This window comes from Chryseobacterium sp. FR048 (assembly GCF_056844665.1).
Genome location: NZ_JBXDSE010000002.1, coordinates 384,756 through 409,545, shown reverse-complemented (window position 1 = coordinate 409,545; position 24,790 = coordinate 384,756). Strand labels below are relative to the sequence as shown.

Here is a 24,790-nt window from a genome sequence, read left to right as displayed (position 1 = left end):
TATTTCAAATGGCAGGAAATGCTTTCTTAATTGAACAGGTCAGCCTTCAGCTGGATTTTGATAAAAGCTGCCTTCTGTTTTTTGCCGTTGGATGTTGCGGAATTGATAGGGTAGACTTCTGCATAAAAGGTTCTATCATCCTTCCAGAAAGCTTTTGCCTCGTCACCAATTTTGAAGTTGGTGAAGTTTACATATAAAAGGTTTTCTTGAGTATGATTTTGTTCCAGATACCTACTGATCTCAAAATTACTTCCCACATCATTATTCGAAGCTATGTAAGAAACCCTGTTTTTACCGGGCAGAATGTGAGGATAGCCGCCGGTAAACAGCGCAAAATCAGCACTTGGCTTTACCGTATAAAAAGAATAATAGACCTCTGAGGTCCCTTCCGAACTTTCCTTAAAAACTTCCAGATGAAGGTAAGGGGACTGCCCAATATATTCATTGGATAAAAGCCCGTCTTCCGTAGAGATATTCTTATGTTGTGTAATCACGGTTTCTTTTGAATTTTCAGTATAGATCCAATTGTTGTCTTTTAATTTAACCTGAGAGTTCTTTACCAAAGCTTCGTCAATTTTACTGCTGGAGGCCATTTTAAATTCCTGTTCCGAAACCTCTGTTATCGTACCATATTGACTGAATGATTTATTTTTAAAATCCTTAGTTTCTTTCAGAGTACTGCTTCGGATTTCATAAAGATCAACACCCTTTAAGGTCAGATCAAATGATGCTGTGAACTCAGATTTCAGGACAAAAGCTTCAATGCTGTTCGAAATATTATTATTGATGCTGTAATGAATAGAGTAGAAGTCTTCAAACTCTTCGAAACCGTAATAATTATCAAGTTTATTATAAGCAATTTTCATATGAGCGGCATCCTTGCCCGGAGTCACAAAAAGCTGCACAGAATCCAGTTTGGTAAATAATTGAAACGGCACATCCTGCACATTATCCACTCCTTTTATCTTTTTGAAATCCGCGAATGTAATGGCTTTCTGGGTAACTTCAGTTCCTGCTTTGTTAGTTCCTGTGTTTTTATTTTGCTGACTACATCCCGCAAAGACTACCATAGATGATATGAAGAATGAATTGAAAATTTTCATTTTATATATTTTGGGGCAAATGTATCAGTATTCAGAGTTACCACCAATAAAACCCGTGGATATGGGCAATAAATAGCTGAAAACAGGGATATATTAAATGATATATTTTCGGGAATTTTGCAAACAATAAACTAAGGACTATAAATTATTTATATCAGATGAAAAACGTAATAACCAGCTTTTCAGTTGTGATCATTTTGCTGGCTTCATGTTCGCCTGCTACTGATAAAAAAGTAAACAAAGTTGATTCTACAGAGGCAAAGACGGATACCGTTTCCAGACATACCCCGGAAGTAAAGACTGTTTCAAAAGTAGAAGTGCCCGGAGATTTTTCAGAACTGGTTCCTATTGATGTATTGGATACCAAAAGTAAAAATGTATATGAAAAATATGGAATAGAATTCTCCGGAAACTGTTATTCGTGCGATCTGGCAAGCCTATCCATAACGAAGAATACCATTAAATGGGCTAATGTCTGCGATGAAAAAGATGTCTTTGAAGTGAGTGATTTCTCTGTTTCCGGTGAAGGCAGCAAAACAGTTCTAAAAACAGCAGACAGAACCTATATTCTGACTCAGATCGATAAAGCCCCCGTATATGAGTTGGTGATAGAAGGTAAGAAACTGGAACTCAATAATAAAAGAATCGCTAAATATTTTACCACCAGGAAGGCATTACCTCTTTTTAAAGAGCATGACTGTGGTGATTTTGAAGGGTAAAAACTACTAAAACCTGTAAGAAAGAGGGGTGATAAATAAAATACAAATGATGCTTATATAGCCCCTCTTTCTTTTTCTTATGAAATCTTTTCCATGAAAATTTTTTATAGAAAAAAGCCTCAAAGTAATTTGAGGCTTTCATATGTAAAATAATAACTGAATTATTTCGCTGGTTTTTTAGGACTCATCATCATAATCATCCTTTTCCCTTCAAGCTTAGGAAGCTGATCTACCTTACCTACATGCTCAAGTTCCTGAGCTAGTTTTAAAAGTAAGATTTCCCCCTGGTCCTTAAAGATAATTGAACGTCCTTTAAAAAATACGTAGGTCTTTAGCTTAGAACCTTCTTCAAGGAATTTTTCAGCATGCTTTTTCTTAAATTCATAATCATGGTCATCAGTCTGAGGTCCGAAACGGATCTCTTTTACAACCACTTTCACCTGCTTAGCTTTAAGTTCCTTCTGTTTTTTCTTTTGCTCGTATAAGAATTTTTTGTATTCCAATACTCTTGCAATAAATGGTTCAGCCTTATCAGAAATTACTACTAAATCCAATTCCTGTTCTGCAGCAATCTGTCTTGCTTTGTCAATTGGATAAATTCCCGGCTCTACGTTATCGCCCACTAAACGAAGCTCTCTCACACGAATTTTATCGTTGATCAAGTGAGCGTCCTCTTGTACCGGACGTCTCTGTGGGCCCCTGTTGTTAAATCTTTGTGCTATTGTATTATAATTTTATTGGTTAACTACTATTTAATTGATTTAAGATTTAAAAATTGAAAGATTCCATTATTTTTTTTGAATCCTTCAATCTTTTAATATTAAATGGCTGCTTCCTTTTTGAAGTAAGCAACGAAATCTTCCAGTTTCATCACTCCAAGATCTCCTTCACCACGTCTTCTTACAGAAATCGTGCCTTCTTTTTCTTCATTTTCTCCTACCACAAGCATGAAAGGAATCTTCTTCAATTCCGCATCACGGATCTTTTTACCTGTCTTCTCGTTTCTGTCATCAATCTGACCGCTAATATCGTGATTTTCTAAAAATTGTGAAACTTTTTTTGAATAATCTACATATTTTTCACTGATCGGTAGAATAATAAACTGATCCGGGCTCAGCCATAGTGGGAAATCACCTGCAGTGTTCTCCAGCAAAATAGCGATGAAGCGCTCCATAGAACCAAATGGTGCTCTGTGGATCATTACCGGTCTGTGTTTTTCATTGTCGCTTCCGATATAGTGAAGATCAAATCTTTCCGGTAAGTTATAATCTACCTGGATCGTTCCAAGTTGCCATTTTCTTCCTAAAGCATCTTTCACCATGAAGTCAAGCTTAGGACCATAGAATGCAGCTTCACCGTATTCTATTACTGTTTTTAAGCCTTTCTTTTCTGCTGCATTGATGATCGCACTTTCTGCTTTTTCCCAGTTTTCATCAGACCCGATATATTTTTGTTTGTTTTCAGGATCTCTTAATGAAACCTGAGTCACAAAGTCTTCAAAACCTAAAGATTTGAACACATACAGCGTCAGATCGATTACTTTTTCAAATTCTTCAGAAAGCTGATCCGGAGTACAGAATAAGTGAGCATCATCCTGAGTAAATCCACGAACTCTTGTCAACCCGTGAAGCTCTCCACTTTGCTCATATCTGTAAACAGTACCGAATTCTGCATATCTCTTAGGTAAATCCCTGTAGCTCCATTGTGAAGTTTTATAAATTTCACAGTGGTGAGGACAGTTCATTGGTTTTAGCAAGAATTCTTCTCCTTCATTTGGAGTTTTGATCGGCTGGAAGCTGTCTTCTCCATATTTATCCCAGTGTCCGGAAGTTACATACAATTCTTTTGCTCCGATATGTGGAGACATTACGAATTCATACCCTCCTTTTTTCTGTGCATCTGAAAGGAAATTCTCCAGTTTTCTTCTTAGAGCTGTACCCTTTGGCAACCATAATGGTAACCCGGCACCTACTTTTTCAGAGAATGCAAAAATTCCAAGTTCTTTACCCAGTTTTCTGTGATCTCTTCTTTTAGCTTCTTCAAGTCTTTCAAGATATTCAGTAAGGTCTTTCTGTTTAGGGAAAGAGATACCATAGACTCTTGTTAGCTGTGGGTTCTTTTCATTTCCTCTCCAATAGGCTCCTGCTGCATTAAGGATCTTAACCGCTTTTACAATTCCGGTATTAGGAATGTGTCCTCCACGGCATAGATCTGTGAAATTATCATGCGTTACAAAAGTGATTTCCCCATCGTTAAGATTAGAGATCAGTTCCACTTTGTAAGGATTGTCTGCATAAGTTTTTAGAGCATCTTCTTTAGATACCGGATATAAAGAGAATGTTGACCCTTTCTTTGCATTTTCAAGGATCTTCTTTTCAATCTTTTCAAAATCTTTTTCAGATAAGCTTTCATCCCCGAAATCTACGTCATAGTAGAATCCGCTTTCGATGGCCGGACCAATGGTCAACTTAGCATTAGGATAAAACTCAAGGATAGCCTGCGCCAAAAGGTGAGCAGAAGAATGCCAGAAAGCTTTCTTACCCATATCATCGTTCCAGGTCAAAAGCTGTACCGTAGAATCCGTGGTTATAGGTGTGGTCGTTTCTACTTGTTTGTCATTAACAATTGCGGAAATGGTATTTCTAGCCAATCCCTCGCTTATAGATTTTGCCACATCTAGGGGAGTAACTGCTCCCTCGAATTCTTTGACACTATTGTCTGGAAGTGTAATTTTTATCATTGTTTACTAAGAAATTTTAAGATGCAAAAATACGCATTTTTTAGATAAAATACTATATTAGCCTATATTTAGAATGAGAATTAATATTAAAGATGAAAAAGATATTCGTAGTTTTTGTTTCACTGAGTTCCATATTCGGTTTTTCACAGAAAAATAACTCCAGATTTTCCGTGACCTACAACAAAAATATTGAAACATATTTCCTGGCAGAGATCCTCTCCGCAGAACATAGAAAGAACAATAAAGACTTTGAACTCTATAAAATTAAAGAATGTTCTGTTTACCAGCCCATTGTTAAAAAAGCATTAGAAAAATATGAGCGCCTGAAAAACTCAGATATTGCCGTTTCAACAGCAAAACTCAATGATATTCTGATCGAAAAATACGGTTCATGGAATGATATTCTGATGACCCCTTTGATGTATCATAAAGAATTTCCGGCGACAGACTGGATCAATGATTATAAGTTTGAAAATAACAATCTCACCAAAGAACAAAACATTGAAGCTACAGATTTAATTAAAAATTATCTTTCTGAGCTCTCAAAATTCTACGTTAAAGAGAATATTGCACAGTTTTTTAACGAAAATAAAAACTTTTACAACGGTGGAATACAGGAGTACAACAAGCAGATTCCTGCCGGGTTCACCAATGCTATGGAACAGTTTTATGGAGAAGGGTTCAATGCCTATACTATTTTGATTTCACCCATGATGATGTGGCCTATAGAAAATAGTGAAGGGCGGGGGATTGCCGCAGAGGTGATTTTAAAATCCGAAAAAAAGAATATTTATGAAGTGGCAAGTCCTTTTGTAAAGGTGGAAAAACCGGGAGAGTTCGGGTATGACAACCAATTTCAGGCAAGATTTCTAAGCGTACATGAATTTGGACATTCATTCGTTAATAAAGAGGTTTATAAGCATAAAGACAGACTTGTAAAATTCAAAGATCTGTTTGAAAAGTCAAAATTAAAAGAGGCTATGATCAAAACCGGAGGTTATGGAGACTATCAGACCTGTGTGGCTGAGCATTTGGTAAGGCTGGGGGAAATTCAGACGGCAAGAATCCAGAAAGATCCGGAAAGAGCTCAAAGGCTGGAAGACTATCATTTGAAAAATAACTTTATTTTCCTGCCACAATTAGAAGAAAAGATAAAAGAATATAATTCCAACCGGAAAAAGTATAAAACTTTCGGAGATTTTGTCCCTCAGTTGTTAGATATTTTTGAAAATACAGATATTGAATTTATCAATAATGCGTTAATTCCAAACAAGTAATAAAAGCTATAAATTGCTTCCTGCTATGAATACAATAAACATCGATTTACACTGTGATCTGTTATATTATTTATTAAGACCAGACGCAACCATTGACGATAGAGAAATAGGCTGTTCTTTGCCTTATTTAAAAGAAGGAAATGTGAAGCTGCAGGTGATGGCCATCTATTCAGGAACGGGGGCCAACAGTACGGAATATGGACTGAAACAGAGTGAAATATTTTCAGATTTAATCAGAAACGAAAATTTTTTCCTTTTTACTCCTGAAAGTCATCAGGCTCCTGAAAATGAAAACCGGGTAGGAGTGATGGCTTCCATCGAAAACGCGTCCTCTTTCTGCGAGGAAAATGAAAGCCTGGATTCCGGATTCAAAAAACTGGAAACCATCATTGAAAATACTCAGAAAGTATTGTATGTCGGGATCACCCATCATTTAGAAAACCGTTTTGGTGGTGGAAACAATGCTACAGCAGGCCTTAAAGATGATGGAAAAGTGCTGATCGATTATATCGCAGACAGAAAGATTGCGATTGATCTGGCTCATACAAGTGATCAGCTGGCTTATGATATATTCAATTATACAGCTCAGCGAAATTATTCAATTCCTATTCTGGCAAGCCATTCTAATTATAGACGTATTTATAAAAATAACAGGAACCTTCCTGATGAACTGGCCAAAGAACTGATCAGCAGAAAAGGGCTGATGGGTCTTAATTTTATCAAAGATTATGTTGATCTTGAACATCCGGAAAGGTTATATGACCATATTCAATACGGGTTAGACCTTGGGGCAGAAGATCATATGGCTTATGGAGCAGACTATTTCTATTGGAAAGATCATCCCGATACTTCTCGCCATCCGTTTTTCTTTCCTGAACATTCCAATGCTTCAGGATTTCCGGCAATCAACAGAGAGATTGAGAAAAGATTTTCCTTTGAGCTTGTAGAGAAAATCAGCCACAAAAATGCACTGAATTTTATAGAAAATATGTATAAATAATATGAAAATTCGCACATGTCAGGCAGATTTTAGACACAATTATCTACAAAATTGGCCCAATCTGTGAGAGATAAAAAAGGCTAGCCGGAGTTGAATCTCAGCTAGTTTTTTCTTTTATATTTCACTTTCTGTTTGATGATCTCAATCACGTCTACATGCTGAACCTTAGATTTGATCCATCCGTGAATGTCAATATAGAATAAGGACCTTCTGTAATACTCATTTTCAGAAAATTCTTCAAGCTTTTTATCAAAACTTTCAAAGACTTTCTGTCTCTGATCCGGAACCTGGTTATTCAGGGTTTTAAAGAACTGAATGCTTTCAAAATGAAACTCTTCCGGTTTTTTCATTTTTTTGGCAAACTTCAGCGTAGAGGCTATGAATTCGTCATAATCTTCATCATTTCCGGACTCATATTTGGCCATCAGAATCAGAATTCTGGTATGGAACAGCAGGTCTTCCTGTACGTTGCCTTTCGATTCTATCACCCGCATGGAGTATTCAATCGATTTTTCAAACATTTTACTTCCGAAAAACATGGCCGCCATTTTAAGATAAAGGATCATAAAGTGGTGTTCATCAATTCGTTCCCTGAGTTTTTCCATTTTCAGTTCAATTTCCGGAATGAGCTTTGTGCCGGTAAAAAATTCACCCTTCACAAAATGAATATTCATCAGGGTATTGTAATGGGTAAGAAATATTAAAGACTGAAGGTTTTCGTTCTGGGCAAAATTCTCTGCATTCACCATCTTGTTGAAGTTCTCAAAATGCTCTTCCAGAATATCAATATTTCCATACAGAAAAAGGATTTTCAGCAGGTAAGTGTTGCCTTTGATGTACCAAACCGGATGGCTGTAGATCATTTCAGGTTTTTTGTGGAAAAGATCTACCCACTGATAGGCATATTTCAACGTATATTTATAATCCTGAAGCAGTTGGTTTTTCCAGACATGGGCTTTGAAATACCATAGTTTTTCGGTGAAATTCAGTTTTTCAAGCCTTATATTTTTGATTTCTTCGTTGAAGATGTTCAGAACTTCTTCCCGGTCAGAATCATTTTTCACATAGCCATGCGTAAGCATCTCACTGTATAATTTCAATGAAAGATTGGAGAGTTTCGTCGTATAACGGTTCTGTTTGCTGATCTCTCTGGATTCCCGGATCAGTTCCTCTGCACGACCGTCAAAACTTCGTGTAATGAATTGTGATTCAATTACTTTTTCAAGGTCGATGATCTCAGAGGCAATACTTTTTTCATCCAGCTCCAATGCGGTCTGCTTCGTTTTGTCCAATATTTTTAAGGCTTGCTTATAAAGCCCTTTCTGGTACAGAATATTAGCAAAATCCAGCTGCTCCCGAAGCTGAATCCTGTAATTCTGATGACTCGGATTCATGCGGAGACTTACCAGAATCTGTTTGTAAAGATGCGCCTTCAGATTAGAAAGTTGTTGCTTCGTGGATATTTTTTTCTCTATGATGATGCTTTCATCATATTCCTTCATTTTATCAATTTCGGAAAACAGCAGAAGAAACTTGGCATCTACGTTGATTCCGAGACGGTTGACATACAGCTTAAACTGTCGTTTCTCTGACATGGTCAATGACTTTACCAATACAAACAAAAAATCTTTCTGCAATTCTGCCATTGTAATTTTTTAAATAGTATAATACTGATTAATAAATAGATATGAGTATTTCTTCAACAGTTGAATATTGTAATTTTCAGAAAAATTGAAAATGAAAAAAATATAGCAAGCTGTAGTTTTGAGCCAAAATTAAGTAAAAAACTTTTATTTATGAACTCCGAAAAAATTGAAATTTTTGATACCACGTTGCGCGATGGAGAACAGGTGCCTGGATGTAAATTGAATACAAAACAGAAACTGATTATTGCTGAAAAGCTTGATGAACTGGGGGTTGATATCATCGAAGCAGGATTCCCGATTTCCAGCCCTGGAGATTTTGAATCTGTTTCTGAAATTTCAAAACTGGTAAGAAATGCTAAAGTTTGCGGGCTGACAAGAGCTAATAAAAAAGACATAGATACTGCCGCCGAAGCATTGAAATATGCGAAAAGACCAAGAATACATACCGGAATCGGGACTTCCGATTCTCACATTCAATATAAATTCAATTCTAACAGAGCGGACATTATAGAGCGTGCTGCAGAGGCGGTAAGATATGCAAAAAGCTATGTAGAAGATGTGGAATTCTATGCCGAAGATGCAGGAAGAACAGACAATGAATATCTGGCACAGGTCTGTGAAGCCGTCATCAAAGCAGGAGCAACGGTATTGAATATCCCTGATACAACAGGATATTGCCTTCCCGAAGAATACGGGCAGAAAATCAAATACCTGAAAGAAAACGTAAAAGGAATTGAAAAAGCGGTTCTGTCATGCCATTGTCACAATGATCTTGGACTGGCAACGGCCAATTCTATTGCAGGAGCTATCAACGGAGCACGTCAGATTGAGTGTACCATCAATGGATTAGGAGAAAGAGCAGGAAATACTGCTTTAGAAGAAGTGGTTATGATCCTGAAACAGCATAAAGATTTAAATCTGCATACAGATGTCAATTCCAGAATGTTGAATGAAATGAGTACGATGGTCTCTGATCTTATGGGAATGTCTGTACAGCCGAATAAAGCGATCGTAGGGGCAAATGCTTTTGCACACAGCTCCGGAATTCACCAGGATGGTGTTATCAAGAACAGGGAAACTTATGAAATTATCGATCCTGCAGAAGTAGGCGTGAATGCCTCTTCCATTGTGCTCACAGCAAGAAGCGGGCGCTCTGCATTGGCTTACAGATTCAAGCATATTGGCCATGATGTGACCAAGAATGAACTGGATTATCTGTATCAGGAATTTTTAAAAATTGCAGACCTTAAAAAAGAAATAGGAAATGACGATCTGAACCTTATTATGGAGGCTTTCAGCAGAAAGATAGGATAGGTTTGATTTAAAATCAAGATAAAGTAAAAAATGAACAACAATAAAAAGACTCTTTTTGATAAGGTTTGGGATGCTCACGTAGTTGAAACAATTCCTGATGGTCCACAGATCATCTATATTGACAAGCATCTCATCCATGAGGTGACCAGCCCTCAGGCATTTGCTGAATTGGAAGCCAGAAATCTGGAAATATTCAGACCGGAACAGATCGTGGCAACGGCAGATCACAATGTGCCTACGCTGGACCAGGAAAAGCCAATCCGTGATGAGCTTTCAAGAAATCAGGTTCAGCAGCTTACGGAAAACTGTACAAAAAATAATATTGAACTCTTCGGACTTGGGCATCAGTACCAAGGCATTGTTCACATCATTGCTCCCGAACTTGGAATTACCCAGCCGGGAATGAGCATCGTATGTGGAGACAGCCATACTTCAACACATGGAGCATTTGGATCGATTGCTTTCGGGATCGGAACAAGTCAGGTGGCACAGGTATTTGCCAGCCAATGCCTGCTGCTCAACAAGCCAAAATCCATGAGAATTACCGTAAATGGTAAACTGAACGAAAATGTTCAGCCTAAGGATGTGATCTTGTATATCATTTCAAAGATCGGGACAGACGGCGGAACCGGGTATTTCTGTGAATATGCCGGAAATGTATTTGAAGAAATGTCGATGGAAGGAAGAATGACCGTTTGTAATATGAGTATTGAAATGGGAGCCCGAGGAGGAATGATTGCTCCTGATGAAACTACTTTTGAATACGTAAAAGGCAGAAAATTTGCCCCGACTGGAGAAGAATGGGAAGAGAAAACAGCCTATTGGAATACCCTGAAAACAGATGAAGGAGCGGTTTTTGACAAGGAGCTAAGCTTTGATGCTGCAGATATTTATCCTATGATTACGTACGGAACCAATCCTGGAATGGGAATTTCTTTGAATGAAACAATTCCTGTGCCTCAAAACGAATCAGAAGAAAAGGCTTTGAAGTATATGGGATTAGAGGCCGGCCAGGCACTTTCAAGCATCAAAGTCAATTATGTTTTTATAGGAAGCTGTACCAACGCCAGAATAGAAGATTTCCGTTCAGCAGCTCAATACATCAAAGGGAAAAGCAAATCTGAAGCTGTAAAAGCATTGATTGTTCCCGGATCTCAGCAGGTGGTAAAGCAGATCTATGAAGAAGGACTGGATAAAATTTTCAGTGATGCAGGGTTTCAGATCCGCCAGCCTGGCTGCTCAGCATGTCTGGCGATGAATGATGATAAAATTCCGGAAGGGGAATATTGTGTTTCCACCTCCAACAGGAACTTTGAAGGAAGACAGGGACAGGGCGCGAGAACAATTCTTGCAAGCCCGTTAACGGCGGCCAAAGCTGCAATAGAAGGTAGAATCTCAGCTTTTGAAAGCTTAAACTAAACAGATTAAAAAGTAAATGCAAAAATTAGTTGTCATAAAATCCCCGGCAGTTCCACTACCGGCAGAAAATATAGATACGGATCAGATTATTCCGGCAAGGTTTTTAAAAAGTATAGACAGAAAAGGTTTCGGAGAAAATCTGTTCAGAGACTGGAGGTTTAATATTCATACCGGCGAGCCAAATCCTGAATTTGTTTTGAATAATCCAAAATTCAAGGGCGAAATTTTAGTGGCCGGAAATAACTTTGGATGCGGAAGCAGTCGTGAACACGCTGCCTGGTCTTTGACAGATTATGGTTTTAAAGTCATTGTTTCGAGTTATTTTGCAGACATATTTAAAGGCAATGCGCTCAACAACGGACTTCTTCCGGTAAAAGTTTCTGAAGCCTTTTTAAAAGAAATTTTAGAAGGAATTAATGAAAACCCTGATAATGAAATTGCTATTGATGTTGAATTGCAATCCATCAGTTTCAAAGATACGACTGAGACCTTTGAGATTGATTCCTATAAAAAAATATGCCTTCTGAATGGCTATGACGATATTGATTTTTTAATCAGCAAAAAACAGGCGATCACAGAATTTGAACTAAAAACACAAAAAGCAAATGAGCAACAATTATTTTAAAATCGCAGTCCTTCCGGGAGACGGAATAGGCCCGGAGATCATCAGTGAAAGCATCAAAATACTGGATGTAATCGCTGAAGCTTTTCAGTACAAATTTCAATTTGAGTATGGTTTGATCGGTGCTGAAGCTATTTTTCAGACCGGAAATCCTCTTCCTGATGAAACCCTGAAAATCTGTAAAGAATCAGATGCAGTACTCTTTGGAGCAATTGGCGATCCTGCTTTTGACAACAATCCTGAAGCTAAAGTAAGACCGGAACAGGGGCTTTTAAAGCTGCGTAAAGAACTGGGATTATTTGCCAACATCCGCCCACTGAAAACCTATGCTTCGTTGATTGAAAAGAGTCCGCTTAAAAGAGAGATCGTGGAAGGGGCTGATATTCAGATTTTCAGAGAACTGGTGAGTGGAATTTATTTCGGTGAAAAATTTACGGATCCGGAAGGAGAGTATGCTTACGATGTATGTAAATACAGCCGTGAAGACATTATCCCGATTGCTCACATGGCCTTTCAGGAAGCCCAAAAGAGAAGTAAAAAGCTGACCCTTATTGATAAAGCGAATGTGCTGGATACTTCAAGGTTGTGGAGAAAGATTTGTCAGGAAATAGCTCCGGAATATCCGGAAGTGCAGCTGGATTATATGTTCGTAGATAATGCAGCCATGCAACTGATCCTTAATCCTAAACAGTTTGACGTTATTCTGACAGAAAATATGTTTGGGGATATTATTTCCGATGAAGCAAGTGTAATCGGAGGTTCTATCGGATTACTGCCTTCAGCGTCAGTAGGAGAGAAGAATGCTCTATTTGAGCCTATTCACGGATCTTATCCACAAGCAAAAGGAAAGGGAATTGCCAATCCTATTGCTTCCATCCTTAGTGTTGCTATGATGCTGGATCATCTTAATCTGCAGCCTGCCGCCAATAAGCTAAGACAGTCTGTGGAGCATGCCATTGAAAATAAATATGTGACCATCGATCTTAATACAAAACAATATTATTCCACCAGTGAAGTAGGAAGCTTTATTGCAGATCATATCAGATATTCTGAGAAGTCCTATTATAATTTTGAAAATGTAAAGATCGGAAAATCAACGATTGTATAAATAGACAACAAAGTTCACTTAGATAGTTAGAAGAAAGGTTCTGTCTCGTATGAGGCGGAACTTTTCGCTTTTAAAGGATATTCTATATAAGTTTTTGCATCCTCAAAAGAGCTTTGAAATCTCTCCGGTCATGCAGGTTCTTCATATTTTTTAGGAGCCTATTATTTTCTTAAACGCAAAGTTTTATTTTGGTTCTGCTATAAGAGAGTATCGATTAAGAATCGATCTGAGGAAGCGGATGTTTATCCATATAGCTTCTTCAGCGACAAAGTCGCCCTTCTTTGCTCCCTAAAATAAAGCATTGAATCACTATAACTTTGCGTTAAAAAAACGATCTCCAGGACTATCTGCAAAGGACAAACCATTTTTGCTATTCAGATGAACTCAGTTTTCGGCTTAACCAGAAAATGCACTTGATCCGAATTATCCATGCATTCACATTATCTTATCAATTAAAATAAAATTCCGTCTCATGATAAGACGGAATCTCTTTTTTATAAAGAATATGATAAAGTTAGAATTCTCGTTTTAAAGATTATAAGATGACTTCTAAAGAAATCTATAAGAGATTTAAAACTGAATATATCTATTCTTAATTTTTTACAAAACTTGAACGATCAATTTTTATCTTTGGTATTATCCGTTTTTCCTGATTTGTTTTTTGATGCTTTCTGTACATCATCCTTGTCAATATCAGGTGGATTGGTCTTTTGTGATGAAGCAGGAATATTCTGAAAATCCTGATTCTGCTTTTTGGTCTCTGCGGCATTGGCAGAGGCTTTCTTTTTATTATTCCCTTTTGAATCCATAACTTTAAATTTTTATATATCATTCAAAGCATTTGCCAAACAGGAATAATTGATCCTAAAGTCCTAAAATACCAATTTTCCCGGTTTTATCCTCTATCGTATAATTCAGTGCTTTGGCCAGAACAAAAATATTATCCAGGTTTTCCATCAGCTGTTTACGGCCTTCACTTCTCAACTGATTCTGATCGATAGATTTCATAGCGCTTTCTTTAGCTTTTTCAGTTACACTTTTAATGTCCTTTTCTGAAATTCTATTAAAAAAAGAGTCGTCTAAAGACTGAATTTCAACACTTGGAGTGATTCTTATATCAGCATCCGGAAGTTCCGTGATCACAAGCTTCTTGTTGATGGAATCTACTTCAATCTTCATTTTATTAAGATCATAAGATACCTGAGCATTGGTTTTGGTATAAGTAATAATACTGTTACTTGAAACCTCTTTCCCAAAGACTTCATAGCCCATTTTCGTTTTCTGCATGCTGGAGGTATTCTGTTCCATCACTACCATCTTATTCATTTTGGAAATCTGGTTAGTCAGAATGTAATAATCTGACTTTTCCGTTTTTCCGCCAAGATTCAGGCAGGATTTAAGACCGAAGAACAGAAGAACCATAGCTCCTGTACCTGCAGCAAACGATAGAATTGTTTTATAATTTCTCAAAATCTATTTAAAAATTTCTTTGATAACAGAAGAATCATTCTTTTTCAAAATCTGAGCCAAATCTCTCTCAATATAACCTGTGGTAGGCATTTCTACAATTCGTCCCACTTCTTTACCATATCTTTTTACAATAATGGTAGGTACTTTCTGTATATTGTAAAGGGATTCATCTCCGGTAGGAGATTCTTTTTTACGGTTCACGGCAATAATAGTCAGCTTACTGTCCGGGTAGTTTACCTCTTCCAGAATTCGCATTAGTCTCGGAATGTCTCTATGGCTGTCCTCGCACCATGTTCCCATGAAAACAACGAGATCATAAGAACCTATTTTTTCTTTTTTCAGCTCGCTGATGGCTTTCTGGTCAAGGCTATATTCATCATGCTCCTTTACATACCAGTCTGCATAAGGGGCTTTCAGAAATTGTTCTTTCAGTTGATGTCCCAAAAGCATTTTGCCGTCTTTCTCAGTATTCACTTCACGGTTGACTACTACTTTCTGGGCATTGAATTGCTGGACCGCTAAAAATAAACTTGAAAAGGCAACAAGATTTGTAATAAATTTCTTCATATTTTATTTCTCAATAATTGATTTTAAATCAGCAGGAGAGTAGTATTTGTTTTTTAATACTTTATGATCAGCCTGTCTGTATACATTATATTTTTCACCAGACTTTTCATAAAAAGATTCCACTTCCTTTTCTTTGTAGAATTCAACCGTTTCCTTTGCCTGCTCTTCATTATCACATGCCTTCGACATATTGGAACGCTGAACCTCGTTGAATAACTCTACAAATTTATTGCCAAGTCCGAATTCCAGTACCGCACCACTCAAAACGTACTGTAAATCACATAGTGCATCAGCAATTTCTACAATATTATTGTCAGCGATTGCTTGTTTCAGTTCGTTTAGTTCTTCCTGTAGAAGTTCTACTCTAAGATTGCATCTTTCAGGAGAAGGAATTTGTGGGGTATCTAAAATAGGGGCTTTGAAAGTAGTATGGAATTCTGCTACTTGGTTCAGACTATCAATTTTATCCATGAATTTTTTTATTTCCCACAAAGATAGAAAAGGATTTGTAAAATGTGAAATGTACGGTGGAAAATGTATTAACGATGGGATAATCTTTAATACAATATCCACAGGATTATAATAATGAATACTTTTATTGTTTCAGACAAAAGCGTCCTGTTCAGTAAACGCTTATTGTTGTTGGTGAATGAAACGCCTTTGAGAAAAAAACTTTACAAACTTAGTCTGAAACCTTTGCAATCATTGTATTAGAAAACTCAGGCAGAACTTCGGTGAATGTATAAACTCTAAATAAAAATCCACAATCTATAAAAGGTTGTGGATTTTTGTTTAAACATATCAATCAATATTCATTATTTCTGCTCCTCGTATTCCCAGATGCCTGAGATATTAAGGGTTGTCAATCCCGGTTGTTTTTCTCCATAGCTGAAAACGCAAATGTATGTTGCGTGACAGGAGGAGCAATCGGTTCCGAAATATAACGTTGGCAGATTATTGACCGTGAGGGCTCCCAAATGCGACATCGTTTGGGGTGTTTCGGAAACCATTCCATTCTTTAATAGTTCATTTCCGGAAAGTACCTGATCTTCCTGATATACCTTTAGAATAGGGAATCCTGATGTGTAAGGTATGATTTCAATATTGTTTTCATGACCACAACTGCAGCAGGTAAATGTGGTACTTACAGACGGGATGGTTTCGTCATTGATGAACGTATTTTTGGCAAGTACGGCCTTTTTGCTAATGTTTATTTTATTTGATATTGAATACATCTGGATTTTATTTAGGGCTGAATAACTGTGCCGACTAAGTTAGGATATTTTCCGCTTGGACTTTTCTTAATCGTCACTTTAATATAGCCCTCTTCTGCGAGCTTGTTCCATGTTTTCTGATAGCCGGTATTGATGTCAATAGGAATTTTCCACATCGTCTGTTTTCCTTTTCCTGCCTGATTAAACCATGGAATAATGTCCGCCGTCTGAGTTTTGAACTGCATTGCATTGTTCAGAACATCGATTTCGTAATAAAAATCATACTTGTCTTCAGTCTGGTTCAGTGCTCTTTGGGTAAAGGTGTATACATATCCGTTGATGATCGGGCTTGTAAAGCTTCCTCCTAAAGTAGGAACGCCATTTCCTGTATAAGCACCTACAGCTCCGCTATATCGGTCAAATTTTTGTCCTGCCTGAAGTGCTACATCATCAACGATATTGTAGCCTCCATTTGCCGGTGGCCATCCGCCATTCAGATTATTAGCTTTGAAAAGTGCCTCCAATTCACTCCATTTCCCCTGTTTGTATAGATCAAATATCTGGCTTCTTAGATTTGCATTTACATTTCCGTTCGGATCGTAAGTTACTGCAAGTTCATCAGCCGATTTATAAAATACAGTGGTGACCTCACTTGGTGTCTGAACTTCCTCTTCTCTGTCTGAGCTACAGGCCATTGAAGACAAAGCGAAAGTGAATAAAAAAAGATAATTAAATAAATGTTTCATATAAAAAATTTTAAATTATTTAAAAAATTAATGAGGTATTGGGAGGAGATGATCGTTATACCTCTTTTGAAACATATTCTTTTTGTAATCATCCTACATGATAGTCTTCTTGTAAAAATGATTTCATATAGTGGAATATTGGTGTGGACTTCTATAAATAGCTGTACTGTGGTATCTAAGAACAGAATCAAGAGAAGTGGCGGAATCATCATCTGAAAAACGATGACAGTGCCCTCTACAATACCAGTGGGTAAACAGTACGGAGGTAAAATTAAATTAAAAAAATCAATTTTGTGTGATTTTATTCAAAATATAGCATTATTGTTGAAAATTATTTTATCAATAATGTTTATTTAAGAAATATTTACGGTTTTATTTTTCTTGTGAGATTCTGAAAATCAATGAATAAAAAAAAGCTGCCCTTAAAAGGACAGCTTTAACATCGTTTAATTTTAATAGTATTATTCTTTGATAAATCTCTTGCTTATATCTCCGATTTGCAGCATATAAGCACCTTTAATCAGATTGCTTACATTGATAGCGCCTCTTTGAAGTTTTCCTGAGTTGATCAGTTTTCCACCCATATCGTAGATTCTGTATTCTTCAGATGTTGTATTCGAAATATACAGAACTTCTCTTGCCGGATTAGGATATACTTTGATGTCTGTGATCAGATCTTTTGTTTCTGAAGCGACAGCTCTTCCTGAAGAAGCAATGTTAAGAGTGTAATCCTCAACTTGTCCGTAAGTAAATGCTTCGCAAGGTGAAGTTGGGATCGTGCTGTATTTCATCATCACTCTCATTCTTGTAGCCCCTGCCGTTGCAGTTGCCGGAATGGTAATAGATCCGGTAACTGGAGTAGTTGTAGATCCTGCTTTCGTCCATGCAAGCTCTCCACTATCTGTAAAGTTTCCGTTTCCGTTATAATCGATATAAACAGCGTAAGCTTCATTGTATTTTGTAGAAGTCCAGGCTGGAGTGATAGAAATTGTGTAAGTACTTCCTGCTGTTACATTGGTAGAAACTGAAGTGAAGTCTTCATAACCGGCTGTACCTGTAGAAGTATTGTTGATGGTTCCGAATTTTACATTTCCGATTCTCTCATCAGCAGTATTGGATGCTGAAGAAGAGCAATAAGTTACCGTTCCGCCTCCTGCAAGAGTAGTAACATTTACCGTATTACTTGAAACAGATGTGTTTCCTGCGGCATCTTTAGCCTTCACAGTGAAAGAATAAGTAGTAGACGGAGCTAATCCTGTTACGGTATAAGTGGTAGAAGCCGTAGAACCGATAAGTGAAGCATTCATGTACACGTCATATCCTGTAACACCTACGTTATCTGTAGCGCCTGACCATGAAAGATTGGTGCTTGTAGAAGTCGTTCCTGAAGCTGCAAGGGTAGGAGCTGTAGGAGCAACAGTGTCAGAAGATCCTGAACCTGCATTGACAGAAATATTGGCATTGTTGACATCAAAGAAAATATGATTGGATCCTTTTACCATGATTCTTCCTGTTGTAGTAGTAGCATTAGGAATTGTCACTGCCTGCGAACCGTCATTTGGAGTTCCTGCTAATAGAGTAGTCCATGTATTTCCGCTGTCTGTTGACCAAAGAATGTCTACATTGGCTGTATTCACTCCGTTAGCTGTAGTTCCTGCTACATCCCATGTAACCGTTTGTGAACTTCCACCAGCGTAGGTAGTTGTTGTATTTTGAGAAGTTACGGCAAATGGTCCTGCGGTAGAATTCACTGTAATTACCGCGTCGTCGGAATTGTTTCCTGAACCTCCGGCTCTGTTATCACGAACTGTAAATCTGAAGTTTAATGTTCTGGCTACTGAAGAAAGAGCTTCTACAGTAATTTCTGAACCAGCGGTAGTGGTAGCGCCTGTGAGGATGGATGCCATTCTTGGGAAGTATCTCACAGGAGAAGTGGTAGGCGTCCAAGATCTGAAGTTAGGCCCTGAAGCTTTTGTTGCACTGGCTGCAGAGCTTGCGCCTGTCTGAGAAGAAGATGCATTGTCCATCTGTTCCCAGATATACGTTAAAGAATCTCCGTCTGCATCTGTTCCGGCACCGGTCAGTACAAATGGTGTTCCTTTCGGAATTGTATAATCTAAACCTGCATTGGCTGTAGGAATTGAATTTCCAGTGCTTGTATTAACAGAGCAGGTTTTAGCTTTGATATTATTGGTGATTTGCTGGATGCTTATAGCATGGAAGAATGCATCAGAGTGAGGTTGAACATCCTGGCTGGTAATTCCGGCATATCCCATGATCGTTGATCCTGAACCAGGTTCCATATTGGCTCCTGTTCCTTCATTATTCATAGAGAAGGTGTGGTTTCCGCCAAACTGGTGTCCCATTTCATGAGCTACATAGTCGATGTCAAAATTATCTCCTGAAGGAATCGCATCTGCCGGAGAGGTATATCCGCTTCCTTTTGATCCGTTGGTACAGATACAGCCGATACAACCTGCATTCCCTCCACCTCCGGAAGCCCCGAATAAGTGACCGATGTCATAATTGGCTTCACCGATTACAGAAGTAAGCGTACTCTGTAGTTGAGAGTTCCAGCTGCTCATTCCTGAAGCGGCAGAATAAGGATCTGTAGAAGCATTGGTATAGATCACGGCGTCATTGTTGGCGATCAGAACCATTCTTGCTGCAAAATCTTTTTCAAAAACCCCGTTTACACGAGTCATGGTGGTGTTCATGGCTGCGAGTGCCTGTGCTTTTGTTCCTCCGAAATAGGCTGTATATTCTCCTGTACAGGATAACGCCAGTCTAAAGGTTCTCAATTTAGCATCGTCGGCATTAGGTCTTGCCGTAAGCCCTGAACTGGTTGCGCCTTTTTTGGCTACATCCACTACAGTACACTCAAACTTGCTGAGGTCATCTTTCTTATCAGACTTTTTGTACACTACATACGTGGATAGGTCTTTGGCATAAGGTTCAATAAATACAGCCGATTTGTCGCCGTAAATTTCCATTGAAGATAGCCCAAGTGGGGAAACGCTGAAATAAACTGTAGAATTCGGATCATCAAGGCCTTGGCCAACGTAAGATTTGATGTCCGGATATTTTGCTGCCAGTTCCGGGGCAAAATTAGAATTCTCTCTTACTTTAAAATTTTCCATTCTGCCTTCAGAATTAGGAAAAGAAATGATGATTTCGGATTTTTCGCCGGCTGCCAGTCTTTTAGGTGCTTTAGCAAGAACTGTTTTCAATCCTTCAATATTCAGGCTGTACACCTTTGGATTGACGATGCTTGCTTTGTTTTCAAAGATCTCTGAGGAAGCTCTTTTTGAGCTTTCAGACCAAAGACGGTCAGTCTGTGCGAAAGAAACACCACTAATAAGGAGCATTCCAATCAGGGTTAATTGTTTTTTCATATTAAATATAAGTTTTGATTGTGGAATATCAAAGCTAATAAAAAATACGTTACGGAAATCAAAAATATTTAAGATTATTTTTGATTTTATATTTAAAATATTATGCAATACATTAAATATACTTGAATAAGCTCATTAATAAAAGAAAAATTAAAATGTTTAATGGAGTAATCTATTGGTAAAAATTCAAACCAATGTGATATTTTTATTAATTTCTACGATTGAGACAATGGTTTTTACAGGAATTTTTGAAATAAATTTATAAAATCAAGAATTTTTTTGATGCTTAAGTTTATGTTTTTGTTCATCAGTGAACATCATCAAACTTTCGGTTTAATTATAAAAATTAAAAAGGCTGTTTCAAAAAGTGAAACAGCCCCATTCTATTATGAATAATAGTCAATTACATTTTGTCATCAGCAGTAGGCCCATACAATCCTGGAACCTTATTTCCTGTCGATCTTAAATAAACGACCAATTCACCTCTGTGATGGTACAAATGATTATACAGAAAGCCTCTCACCACCTGGATTCTTGGAGAAGGAGGGAAGAGAACATTTCCGTTCATTTCCATTTTCCATTCGTTGAAGTAGGTGGATTCATCAGAGTTTTCCAGCACTTTCTGTGCTTTGGCAACATTTTCTTCAAATTTAGCAACGATATTTTCAGCCTTGGAAATATCTCCTTTATCATACGCGTATTTTCCCATATCAAAAGTATCCTGATTGAAGGTGGGTTCATACCAGTTGTAGACCTCTGCAATATGAGAAGCAAGCTGCCCGGTCGTCCAGTTCTTTTCAGACGGTTTCCACTCCAGAGCGCTGTCAGGGATTGCTTTTAAAATTTTTCTGGTGTTTTCCGCTTCATGCAGAAACTCACCTAAAAGTGCCTGTTTAATCATCTGTATTGAATTTAAGGTTATTTCGTAATATCTCTTCCTATCACCAGTCTCTGGATTTCAGAAGTTCCTTCACCAATTGTACAAAGCTTTGAATCTCTGTAGTATTTTTCTGCAGGGAAGTCTTTGGTATATCCATAACCTCCGAAAATCTGAACAGCATTGTTTGCAATTCTTACACATGCTTCGGAAGCATATAATTTTGCCATAGCACCTTCTTTCGTCATTTTCTGCTTAGCATTTTTCAAGGTAGATGCTCTTTGAATCAAAAGTTCTGCAGCATCAATTTCAGTTGCCATATCAGCAAGCATAAAGTTGATCGCCTGGAATTCAGAAATTGATTTTCCGAACTGATGTCTTTCTTTAGCGTATTTCAGGGCTGCCTTATAAGCTCCTCTTGCAGTTCCTAAACTCAAAGCTGCAATAGAGATTCTTCCACCATCCAGAATTTTCATCGCCTGCTTGAAACCTTCTCCTACTTCTCCTAAACGGTGAGAGTCCGGTACACGTACGTTGTCGAAAATCAATTCTGCGGTTTCTGTAGCACGCATTCCTAATTTATTTTCTTTTTTTCCTGAGCTAAAACCAGGCATTCCTTTTTCTAAAACAAAAGCTGTAGAATTATTTTTAGCTCCTTTTTCTCCTGTTCTTGTCATTACTACGGCAATATCTCCCGAAATAGCGTGGGTAATGAAGTTTTTAGCACCGTTGATGATCCATTCGTCACCATCTTTCACTGCAGTTGTAGACATTCCTCCTGAGTCTGAACCCGTGTTGTGCTCTGTTAATCCCCATGCTCCGATTACTTTTCCGGTAGCCAGCTGAGGAAGCCATTTATTTCTCTGTTCTTCGTTTCCAAACTCATAGATATGGTTGGTGCAAAGTGAATTGTGCGCCGCTACAGAAAGACCGATTGATGGGTCTACCTGAGAAATTTCGTCAAGAATGGCAACATATTCGTGATAGCCTAAGCCGGAACCTCCATATTGTTCAGGAACTACGATACCCATAAAGCCCATTTCTCCCAGCTGGTGAAATAAGTCTTTTGGGAAAGTCTGGCTTTCATCCCATTCCATAATATTCGGTCGGATATTCTTCTCTGCAAATTCTCTAGCTGTCTCCGCTATCATTTTGATGTTGTCAATAGTCTCTGTATTCATATAGATATATAGTTAGTTCCCAAAGATAACCAAATTGGCGGAATGCTAAAAAAATTATTTCATTCATGGTGTTTCATTCACAATATTTTAATTTTCAATTTTTTATATTTTAGCATTTAATGTTTTATTAATAAAATATTCAACGTTTAGCCAGTTTTATTTCACTAATTTAGTCGCCCAATTTTTAAGGCATGAAAAAAATTCTACTTCCTATTATTTTAATTTCCGCTTCTATTTCCGCACAGATTCCTGCAGGATATTACGACGGAACGACGGGACTTACAGGTTATGCACTGAAAACCAAGCTTCATGATATTATTTCTCAGAAGAATATCAACTGGCATTATGATGGGATTCAGCTCTTTTATAAACAGACTGATCTGGACAAATACTATGACCATGATTCCAGCAATACAGAATATCTACTGGATATTTATTCTGAAATTCCTACAGGACCGGATTCATATGAATATATCGTTAGTCAGTTAGGCGGAGGAAGTGCTGAAGGTTCCGGATATAATAAGGAACATATGATGCCACAGAGTACATTTACCACGATTTGGTATGAAAACAATAAGAAGAAGACCGTCAGTGATTATCCTATGTTTTCAGATTTGAATTTTATTATACCTGCTGATGCGAGAATCAATCAGTTAAGAAACAACTATCCTTACGGTATAGCAGGCACTACTAATTATTATACTTTTACCAATACTTCGAAAATATCTAAGTCTGCCATTCCTAATTACCCTTATACAGGAAGGGTGTATGAGCCTATTGATGAGTTCAAAGGAGATGTTGCAAGATCTTTATTGTATTTTGCTGTAAGATATGAAGGTAAATTTGGTTCGTTTAATACGGCATACAGCACATCTACAAATATAAATCCTACAACAGATCAGTGTCCGCTTGACGGAACGGAAGAAAGAGCGATGGATCTTCCTTATATTGAAATGCTGAAACAGTGGAATGCTGCAGATCCTGTTTCACAAAGGGAAATTGACCGGAATAATGCGATATATGGAATACAAAACAACAGAAATCCGTTCATTGATCATCCTGAATGGGTAGACATGATCTGGTCAGAAACACCGGATGCGATAGCACCTACGGCACCAGGATCATTGACTTCAACTCAACAGAGTGCTTATTTCGTTAATCTCAACTGGACCGCTTCACCGGAAACGGATGTTTTAGGGTATAAAATTTATATGAATGGTGCCACTACTCCTGTTGCAACAACCAAGAATACCTCTATAAGTATAGATCACCTGGATCCGTCTACTACTTATACTTTCACAGTAAAAGCTTATGACAAAGGCTATCTGGAGTCTCCGCTTAGTAATACCGTAACAGCTTCTACTATTGCATCAGATACTTATGCTAAAGATCTTATCATTACAAAATATATTTCCGGTACAAATACTCAAACGGTGAGTAATAATGCTCTTGAAATCACCAACAGGACGGGCCATGAAGTGAACCTGAATGACTATAGAATCAATATCCTGCTTAAGAATTCTCAAGGAAATTACTATCGGGCTGATACCTATGAGCTGGAAGGTAAAGTAGGCAATAATGAAACTTTCGTTATTTTGAATCCTAACTCCACATTATCATGCTATACCAATAGCCAGGCGAGATTTGTAACGTCTTCAGATCCTATGACTTTCAAAGGAGACAATTATGTAGAACTTGCTTATAATGAATTTGTGACCGTAGATGCTATTGGAACCAAATATGTAGCCAATACGAACGGCAATGTTTCATTGTACAGGAAAACCAATATCAGTCATCCGGCTACTGCATTCAATATCAGTGAATGGGATTCTTATCCGTCTAACTACTGCCAGAACCTTGGAACACTGTCTACTTCAGAACTGATGGCTTCTGTTGATAAAGAATTTAAGATCTATCCGAATCCTGCTTATGAAAACATCTATGTAAGCGGAGATATAGAAAAGGTACAGGTGGCTCAAATTCTTGATTTCTCAGGTAAAGTAATCTATACAGAGAAAAATCCGTTCAGAAACAAGAAAAATATTTCTGTACAGGGAATTCCGACAGGAATGTATATGCTTAAACTGGATGACCAGGTAAAACAGTTTATTAAAAAGTAGTGCTGAACCTTGACAGGTTTACAAAACCTGTCAAGGTTAGGCAGGGAAAGGCTTCTTGAATAAAAAACAATAAAAAGTTGAGTTAATATTCGATCATTGTAAAAAAATAATCACATTTTTTTACTTTTTTGCCATTTCACGATTTTGCCTAAGGCCTTAAAAACCTTATGTTTACTACATCATCGATATAAGCAGATTCACTAATAATCAATATCTATAAGTGTTTCTGCTTATATTTTTTATTTATAAGTAATTATGCTTATATTTGCAGT

21 protein-coding genes are annotated in these 24,790 nt (G+C 37.6%); 8 read left to right on the top strand and 13 right to left on the bottom strand.

Translation table 11 applies throughout. The features are described from left to right. Positions 1-26: 26 nt before the first annotated feature. Complete coding sequence (locus tag AC106K_RS06800) at positions 27-1,103, bottom strand: resolvase (protein WP_482443982.1); 1,077 nt, start codon at positions 1,101-1,103, stop codon at positions 27-29. 158 nt (positions 1,104-1,261) lie between these two features. Here AC106K_RS06800 and AC106K_RS06795 point away from each other — a divergent pair, with 158 nt between their 5' ends. After that, positions 1,262-1,822, top strand: a complete 561-nt coding sequence (locus AC106K_RS06795; RefSeq protein ID WP_482443981.1) for a hypothetical protein — start codon at positions 1,262-1,264, stop codon at positions 1,820-1,822. Between the two features lie 161 nt (positions 1,823-1,983). Here the strand turns inward: AC106K_RS06795 and infC are convergent, their stop codons facing one another. Continuing rightward, positions 1,984-2,484, bottom strand: a complete 501-nt coding sequence (gene infC, locus AC106K_RS06790; protein WP_027372223.1) for a translation initiation factor IF-3 — start codon at positions 2,482-2,484, stop codon at positions 1,984-1,986. A 158-nt stretch (positions 2,485-2,642) separates the two neighbouring features. Beyond that, positions 2,643-4,562, bottom strand: coding sequence for a threonine--tRNA ligase (thrS, locus tag AC106K_RS06785; protein WP_047099233.1), 1,920 nt, complete (start codon positions 4,560-4,562; stop codon positions 2,643-2,645). Positions 4,563-4,654: 92 nt separating this feature from the next. Between thrS and AC106K_RS06780 the strand changes: the two genes are divergently transcribed. Both AC106K_RS06780 and AC106K_RS06775 read left to right on the top strand, forming a co-directional pair. Further along, positions 4,655-5,839 carry a DUF4932 domain-containing protein gene (locus tag AC106K_RS06780; protein WP_482443979.1) on the top strand — a complete coding sequence of 395 codons (1,185 nt, stop codon included), beginning with the start codon at positions 4,655-4,657 and terminating at the stop codon, positions 5,837-5,839. A gap of 25 nt (positions 5,840-5,864) precedes the next feature. Then, positions 5,865-6,839 carry a dipeptidase gene (locus AC106K_RS06775; RefSeq protein WP_482443977.1) on the top strand — a complete coding sequence of 325 codons (975 nt, stop codon included), beginning with the start codon at positions 5,865-5,867 and terminating at the stop codon, positions 6,837-6,839. Between the two features lie 101 nt (positions 6,840-6,940). Here AC106K_RS06775 and AC106K_RS06770 read toward each other — a convergent pair whose 3' ends face one another. Further along, on the bottom strand, positions 6,941-8,485 hold the full coding sequence (locus AC106K_RS06770; RefSeq protein ID WP_482443975.1) for a hypothetical protein: 1,545 nt from the start codon (positions 8,483-8,485) through the stop codon (positions 6,941-6,943). Positions 8,486-8,635: 150 nt separating this feature from the next. On the opposite strand from AC106K_RS06770, the gene AC106K_RS06765 reads away from it, so the two are divergent. From AC106K_RS06765 to leuB, 4 genes are read left to right on the top strand one after another with little or no spacing between them, the layout of a single operon-like run. After that, positions 8,636-9,799 carry a 2-isopropylmalate synthase gene (locus tag AC106K_RS06765; RefSeq protein ID WP_482443974.1) on the top strand — a complete coding sequence of 388 codons (1,164 nt, stop codon included), beginning with the start codon at positions 8,636-8,638 and terminating at the stop codon, positions 9,797-9,799. A 30-nt stretch (positions 9,800-9,829) separates the two neighbouring features. Next, on the top strand, positions 9,830-11,218 hold the full coding sequence (gene leuC, locus AC106K_RS06760; protein WP_482443972.1) for a 3-isopropylmalate dehydratase large subunit: 1,389 nt from the start codon (positions 9,830-9,832) through the stop codon (positions 11,216-11,218). A 16-nt stretch (positions 11,219-11,234) separates the two neighbouring features. Beyond that, positions 11,235-11,843 carry a 3-isopropylmalate dehydratase small subunit gene (gene leuD, locus AC106K_RS06755; protein ID WP_482443970.1) on the top strand — a complete coding sequence of 203 codons (609 nt, stop codon included), beginning with the start codon at positions 11,235-11,237 and terminating at the stop codon, positions 11,841-11,843. Next, positions 11,824-12,948 carry a 3-isopropylmalate dehydrogenase gene (gene leuB, locus AC106K_RS06750; RefSeq protein ID WP_482443969.1) on the top strand — a complete coding sequence of 375 codons (1,125 nt, stop codon included), beginning with the start codon at positions 11,824-11,826 and terminating at the stop codon, positions 12,946-12,948. Before leuD ends, leuB begins: the two co-directional genes overlap by 20 nt. A 617-nt stretch (positions 12,949-13,565) precedes the next feature. On the opposite strand, the gene AC106K_RS06745 is transcribed toward leuB, so the two are convergent. The 9 genes from AC106K_RS06745 to AC106K_RS06705 form a co-directional block, all read right to left on the bottom strand. Then, the gene (locus AC106K_RS06745; RefSeq protein ID WP_185290376.1) at positions 13,566-13,757 is read right to left on the bottom strand and encodes a hypothetical protein; all 192 of its coding nucleotides are present in this window, start codon (positions 13,755-13,757) and stop codon (positions 13,566-13,568) included. 55 nt (positions 13,758-13,812) lie between these two features. Continuing rightward, entirely contained in the window at positions 13,813-14,418 is a 606-nt protein-coding gene (locus AC106K_RS06740) for a DUF4230 domain-containing protein (RefSeq protein WP_482443967.1), read from the bottom strand. 3 nt (positions 14,419-14,421) lie between these two features. Continuing rightward, the gene (locus tag AC106K_RS06735; RefSeq protein WP_482443965.1) at positions 14,422-14,985 is read right to left on the bottom strand and encodes a TlpA family protein disulfide reductase; all 564 of its coding nucleotides are present in this window, start codon (positions 14,983-14,985) and stop codon (positions 14,422-14,424) included. 3 nt (positions 14,986-14,988) lie between these two features. After that, the gene (locus AC106K_RS06730; RefSeq protein ID WP_047099241.1) at positions 14,989-15,456 is read right to left on the bottom strand and encodes a pyrophosphohydrolase domain-containing protein; all 468 of its coding nucleotides are present in this window, start codon (positions 15,454-15,456) and stop codon (positions 14,989-14,991) included. Positions 15,457-15,800: 344 nt separating this feature from the next. Then, entirely contained in the window at positions 15,801-16,220 is a 420-nt protein-coding gene (locus AC106K_RS06725) for a hypothetical protein (RefSeq protein ID WP_482443963.1), read from the bottom strand. A gap of 11 nt (positions 16,221-16,231) precedes the next feature. Continuing rightward, positions 16,232-16,945 (bottom strand): hypothetical protein, encoded by a 714-nt coding sequence (locus tag AC106K_RS06720; RefSeq protein ID WP_482443961.1) that lies wholly within the window; start codon positions 16,943-16,945, stop codon positions 16,232-16,234. 461 nt (positions 16,946-17,406) lie between these two features. Beyond that, a complete protein-coding gene (locus AC106K_RS06715) occupies positions 17,407-20,340 on the bottom strand; it encodes a reprolysin-like metallopeptidase (protein WP_482443959.1) in 2,934 nt (977 codons plus the stop codon). A gap of 403 nt (positions 20,341-20,743) precedes the next feature. Further along, a complete protein-coding gene (locus AC106K_RS06710; protein WP_482443958.1) occupies positions 20,744-21,241 on the bottom strand; it encodes a DinB family protein in 498 nt (165 codons plus the stop codon). Between the two features lie 17 nt (positions 21,242-21,258). After that, positions 21,259-22,398: an acyl-CoA dehydrogenase family protein gene (locus AC106K_RS06705; protein ID WP_482443957.1), complete on the bottom strand. Its 1,140-nt coding sequence runs from the start codon at positions 22,396-22,398 to the stop codon at positions 21,259-21,261. Positions 22,399-22,589: 191 nt separating this feature from the next. Between AC106K_RS06705 and AC106K_RS06700 the strand changes: the two genes are divergently transcribed. Next, positions 22,590-24,518, top strand: coding sequence for an endonuclease (locus tag AC106K_RS06700; protein ID WP_482443955.1), 1,929 nt, complete (start codon positions 22,590-22,592; stop codon positions 24,516-24,518). The last annotated feature ends 272 nt before the right edge of the window (positions 24,519-24,790 follow it).

Excerpts from the sequence above, each read along its gene's own strand:
- AC106K_RS06800 (WP_482443982.1), bottom strand. The coding sequence starts at position 1,103 with ATGAAAATTTTCAATTCATTCTTCATATCATCTATGGTAGTCTTTGCG.
- AC106K_RS06795 (WP_482443981.1), top strand. The coding sequence starts at position 1,262 with ATGAAAAACGTAATAACCAGCTTTTCAGTTGTGATCATTTTGCTGGCT.
- thrS (WP_047099233.1), bottom strand. The coding sequence starts at position 4,562 with ATGATAAAAATTACACTTCCAGACAATAGTGTCAAAGAATTCGAGGGA.
- AC106K_RS06780 (WP_482443979.1), top strand. The coding sequence starts at position 4,655 with ATGAAAAAGATATTCGTAGTTTTTGTTTCACTGAGTTCCATATTCGGT.
- AC106K_RS06775 (WP_482443977.1), top strand. The coding sequence starts at position 5,865 with ATGAATACAATAAACATCGATTTACACTGTGATCTGTTATATTATTTA.
- AC106K_RS06770 (WP_482443975.1), bottom strand. The coding sequence starts at position 8,485 with ATGGCAGAATTGCAGAAAGATTTTTTGTTTGTATTGGTAAAGTCATTG.
- AC106K_RS06765 (WP_482443974.1), top strand. The coding sequence starts at position 8,636 with ATGAACTCCGAAAAAATTGAAATTTTTGATACCACGTTGCGCGATGGA.
- leuC (WP_482443972.1), top strand. The coding sequence starts at position 9,830 with ATGAACAACAATAAAAAGACTCTTTTTGATAAGGTTTGGGATGCTCAC.
- leuD (WP_482443970.1), top strand. The coding sequence starts at position 11,235 with ATGCAAAAATTAGTTGTCATAAAATCCCCGGCAGTTCCACTACCGGCA.
- leuB (WP_482443969.1), top strand. The coding sequence starts at position 11,824 with ATGAGCAACAATTATTTTAAAATCGCAGTCCTTCCGGGAGACGGAATA.
- AC106K_RS06745 (WP_185290376.1), bottom strand. The coding sequence starts at position 13,757 with ATGGATTCAAAAGGGAATAATAAAAAGAAAGCCTCTGCCAATGCCGCA.
- AC106K_RS06735 (WP_482443965.1), bottom strand. The coding sequence starts at position 14,985 with ATGAAGAAATTTATTACAAATCTTGTTGCCTTTTCAAGTTTATTTTTA.
- AC106K_RS06730 (WP_047099241.1), bottom strand. The coding sequence starts at position 15,456 with ATGGATAAAATTGATAGTCTGAACCAAGTAGCAGAATTCCATACTACT.
- AC106K_RS06725 (WP_482443963.1), bottom strand. The coding sequence starts at position 16,220 with ATGTATTCAATATCAAATAAAATAAACATTAGCAAAAAGGCCGTACTT.
- AC106K_RS06720 (WP_482443961.1), bottom strand. The coding sequence starts at position 16,945 with ATGAAACATTTATTTAATTATCTTTTTTTATTCACTTTCGCTTTGTCT.
- AC106K_RS06715 (WP_482443959.1), bottom strand. The coding sequence starts at position 20,340 with ATGAAAAAACAATTAACCCTGATTGGAATGCTCCTTATTAGTGGTGTT.
- AC106K_RS06710 (WP_482443958.1), bottom strand. The coding sequence starts at position 21,241 with ATGATTAAACAGGCACTTTTAGGTGAGTTTCTGCATGAAGCGGAAAAC.
- AC106K_RS06705 (WP_482443957.1), bottom strand. The coding sequence starts at position 22,398 with ATGAATACAGAGACTATTGACAACATCAAAATGATAGCGGAGACAGCT.
- AC106K_RS06700 (WP_482443955.1), top strand. The coding sequence starts at position 22,590 with ATGAAAAAAATTCTACTTCCTATTATTTTAATTTCCGCTTCTATTTCC.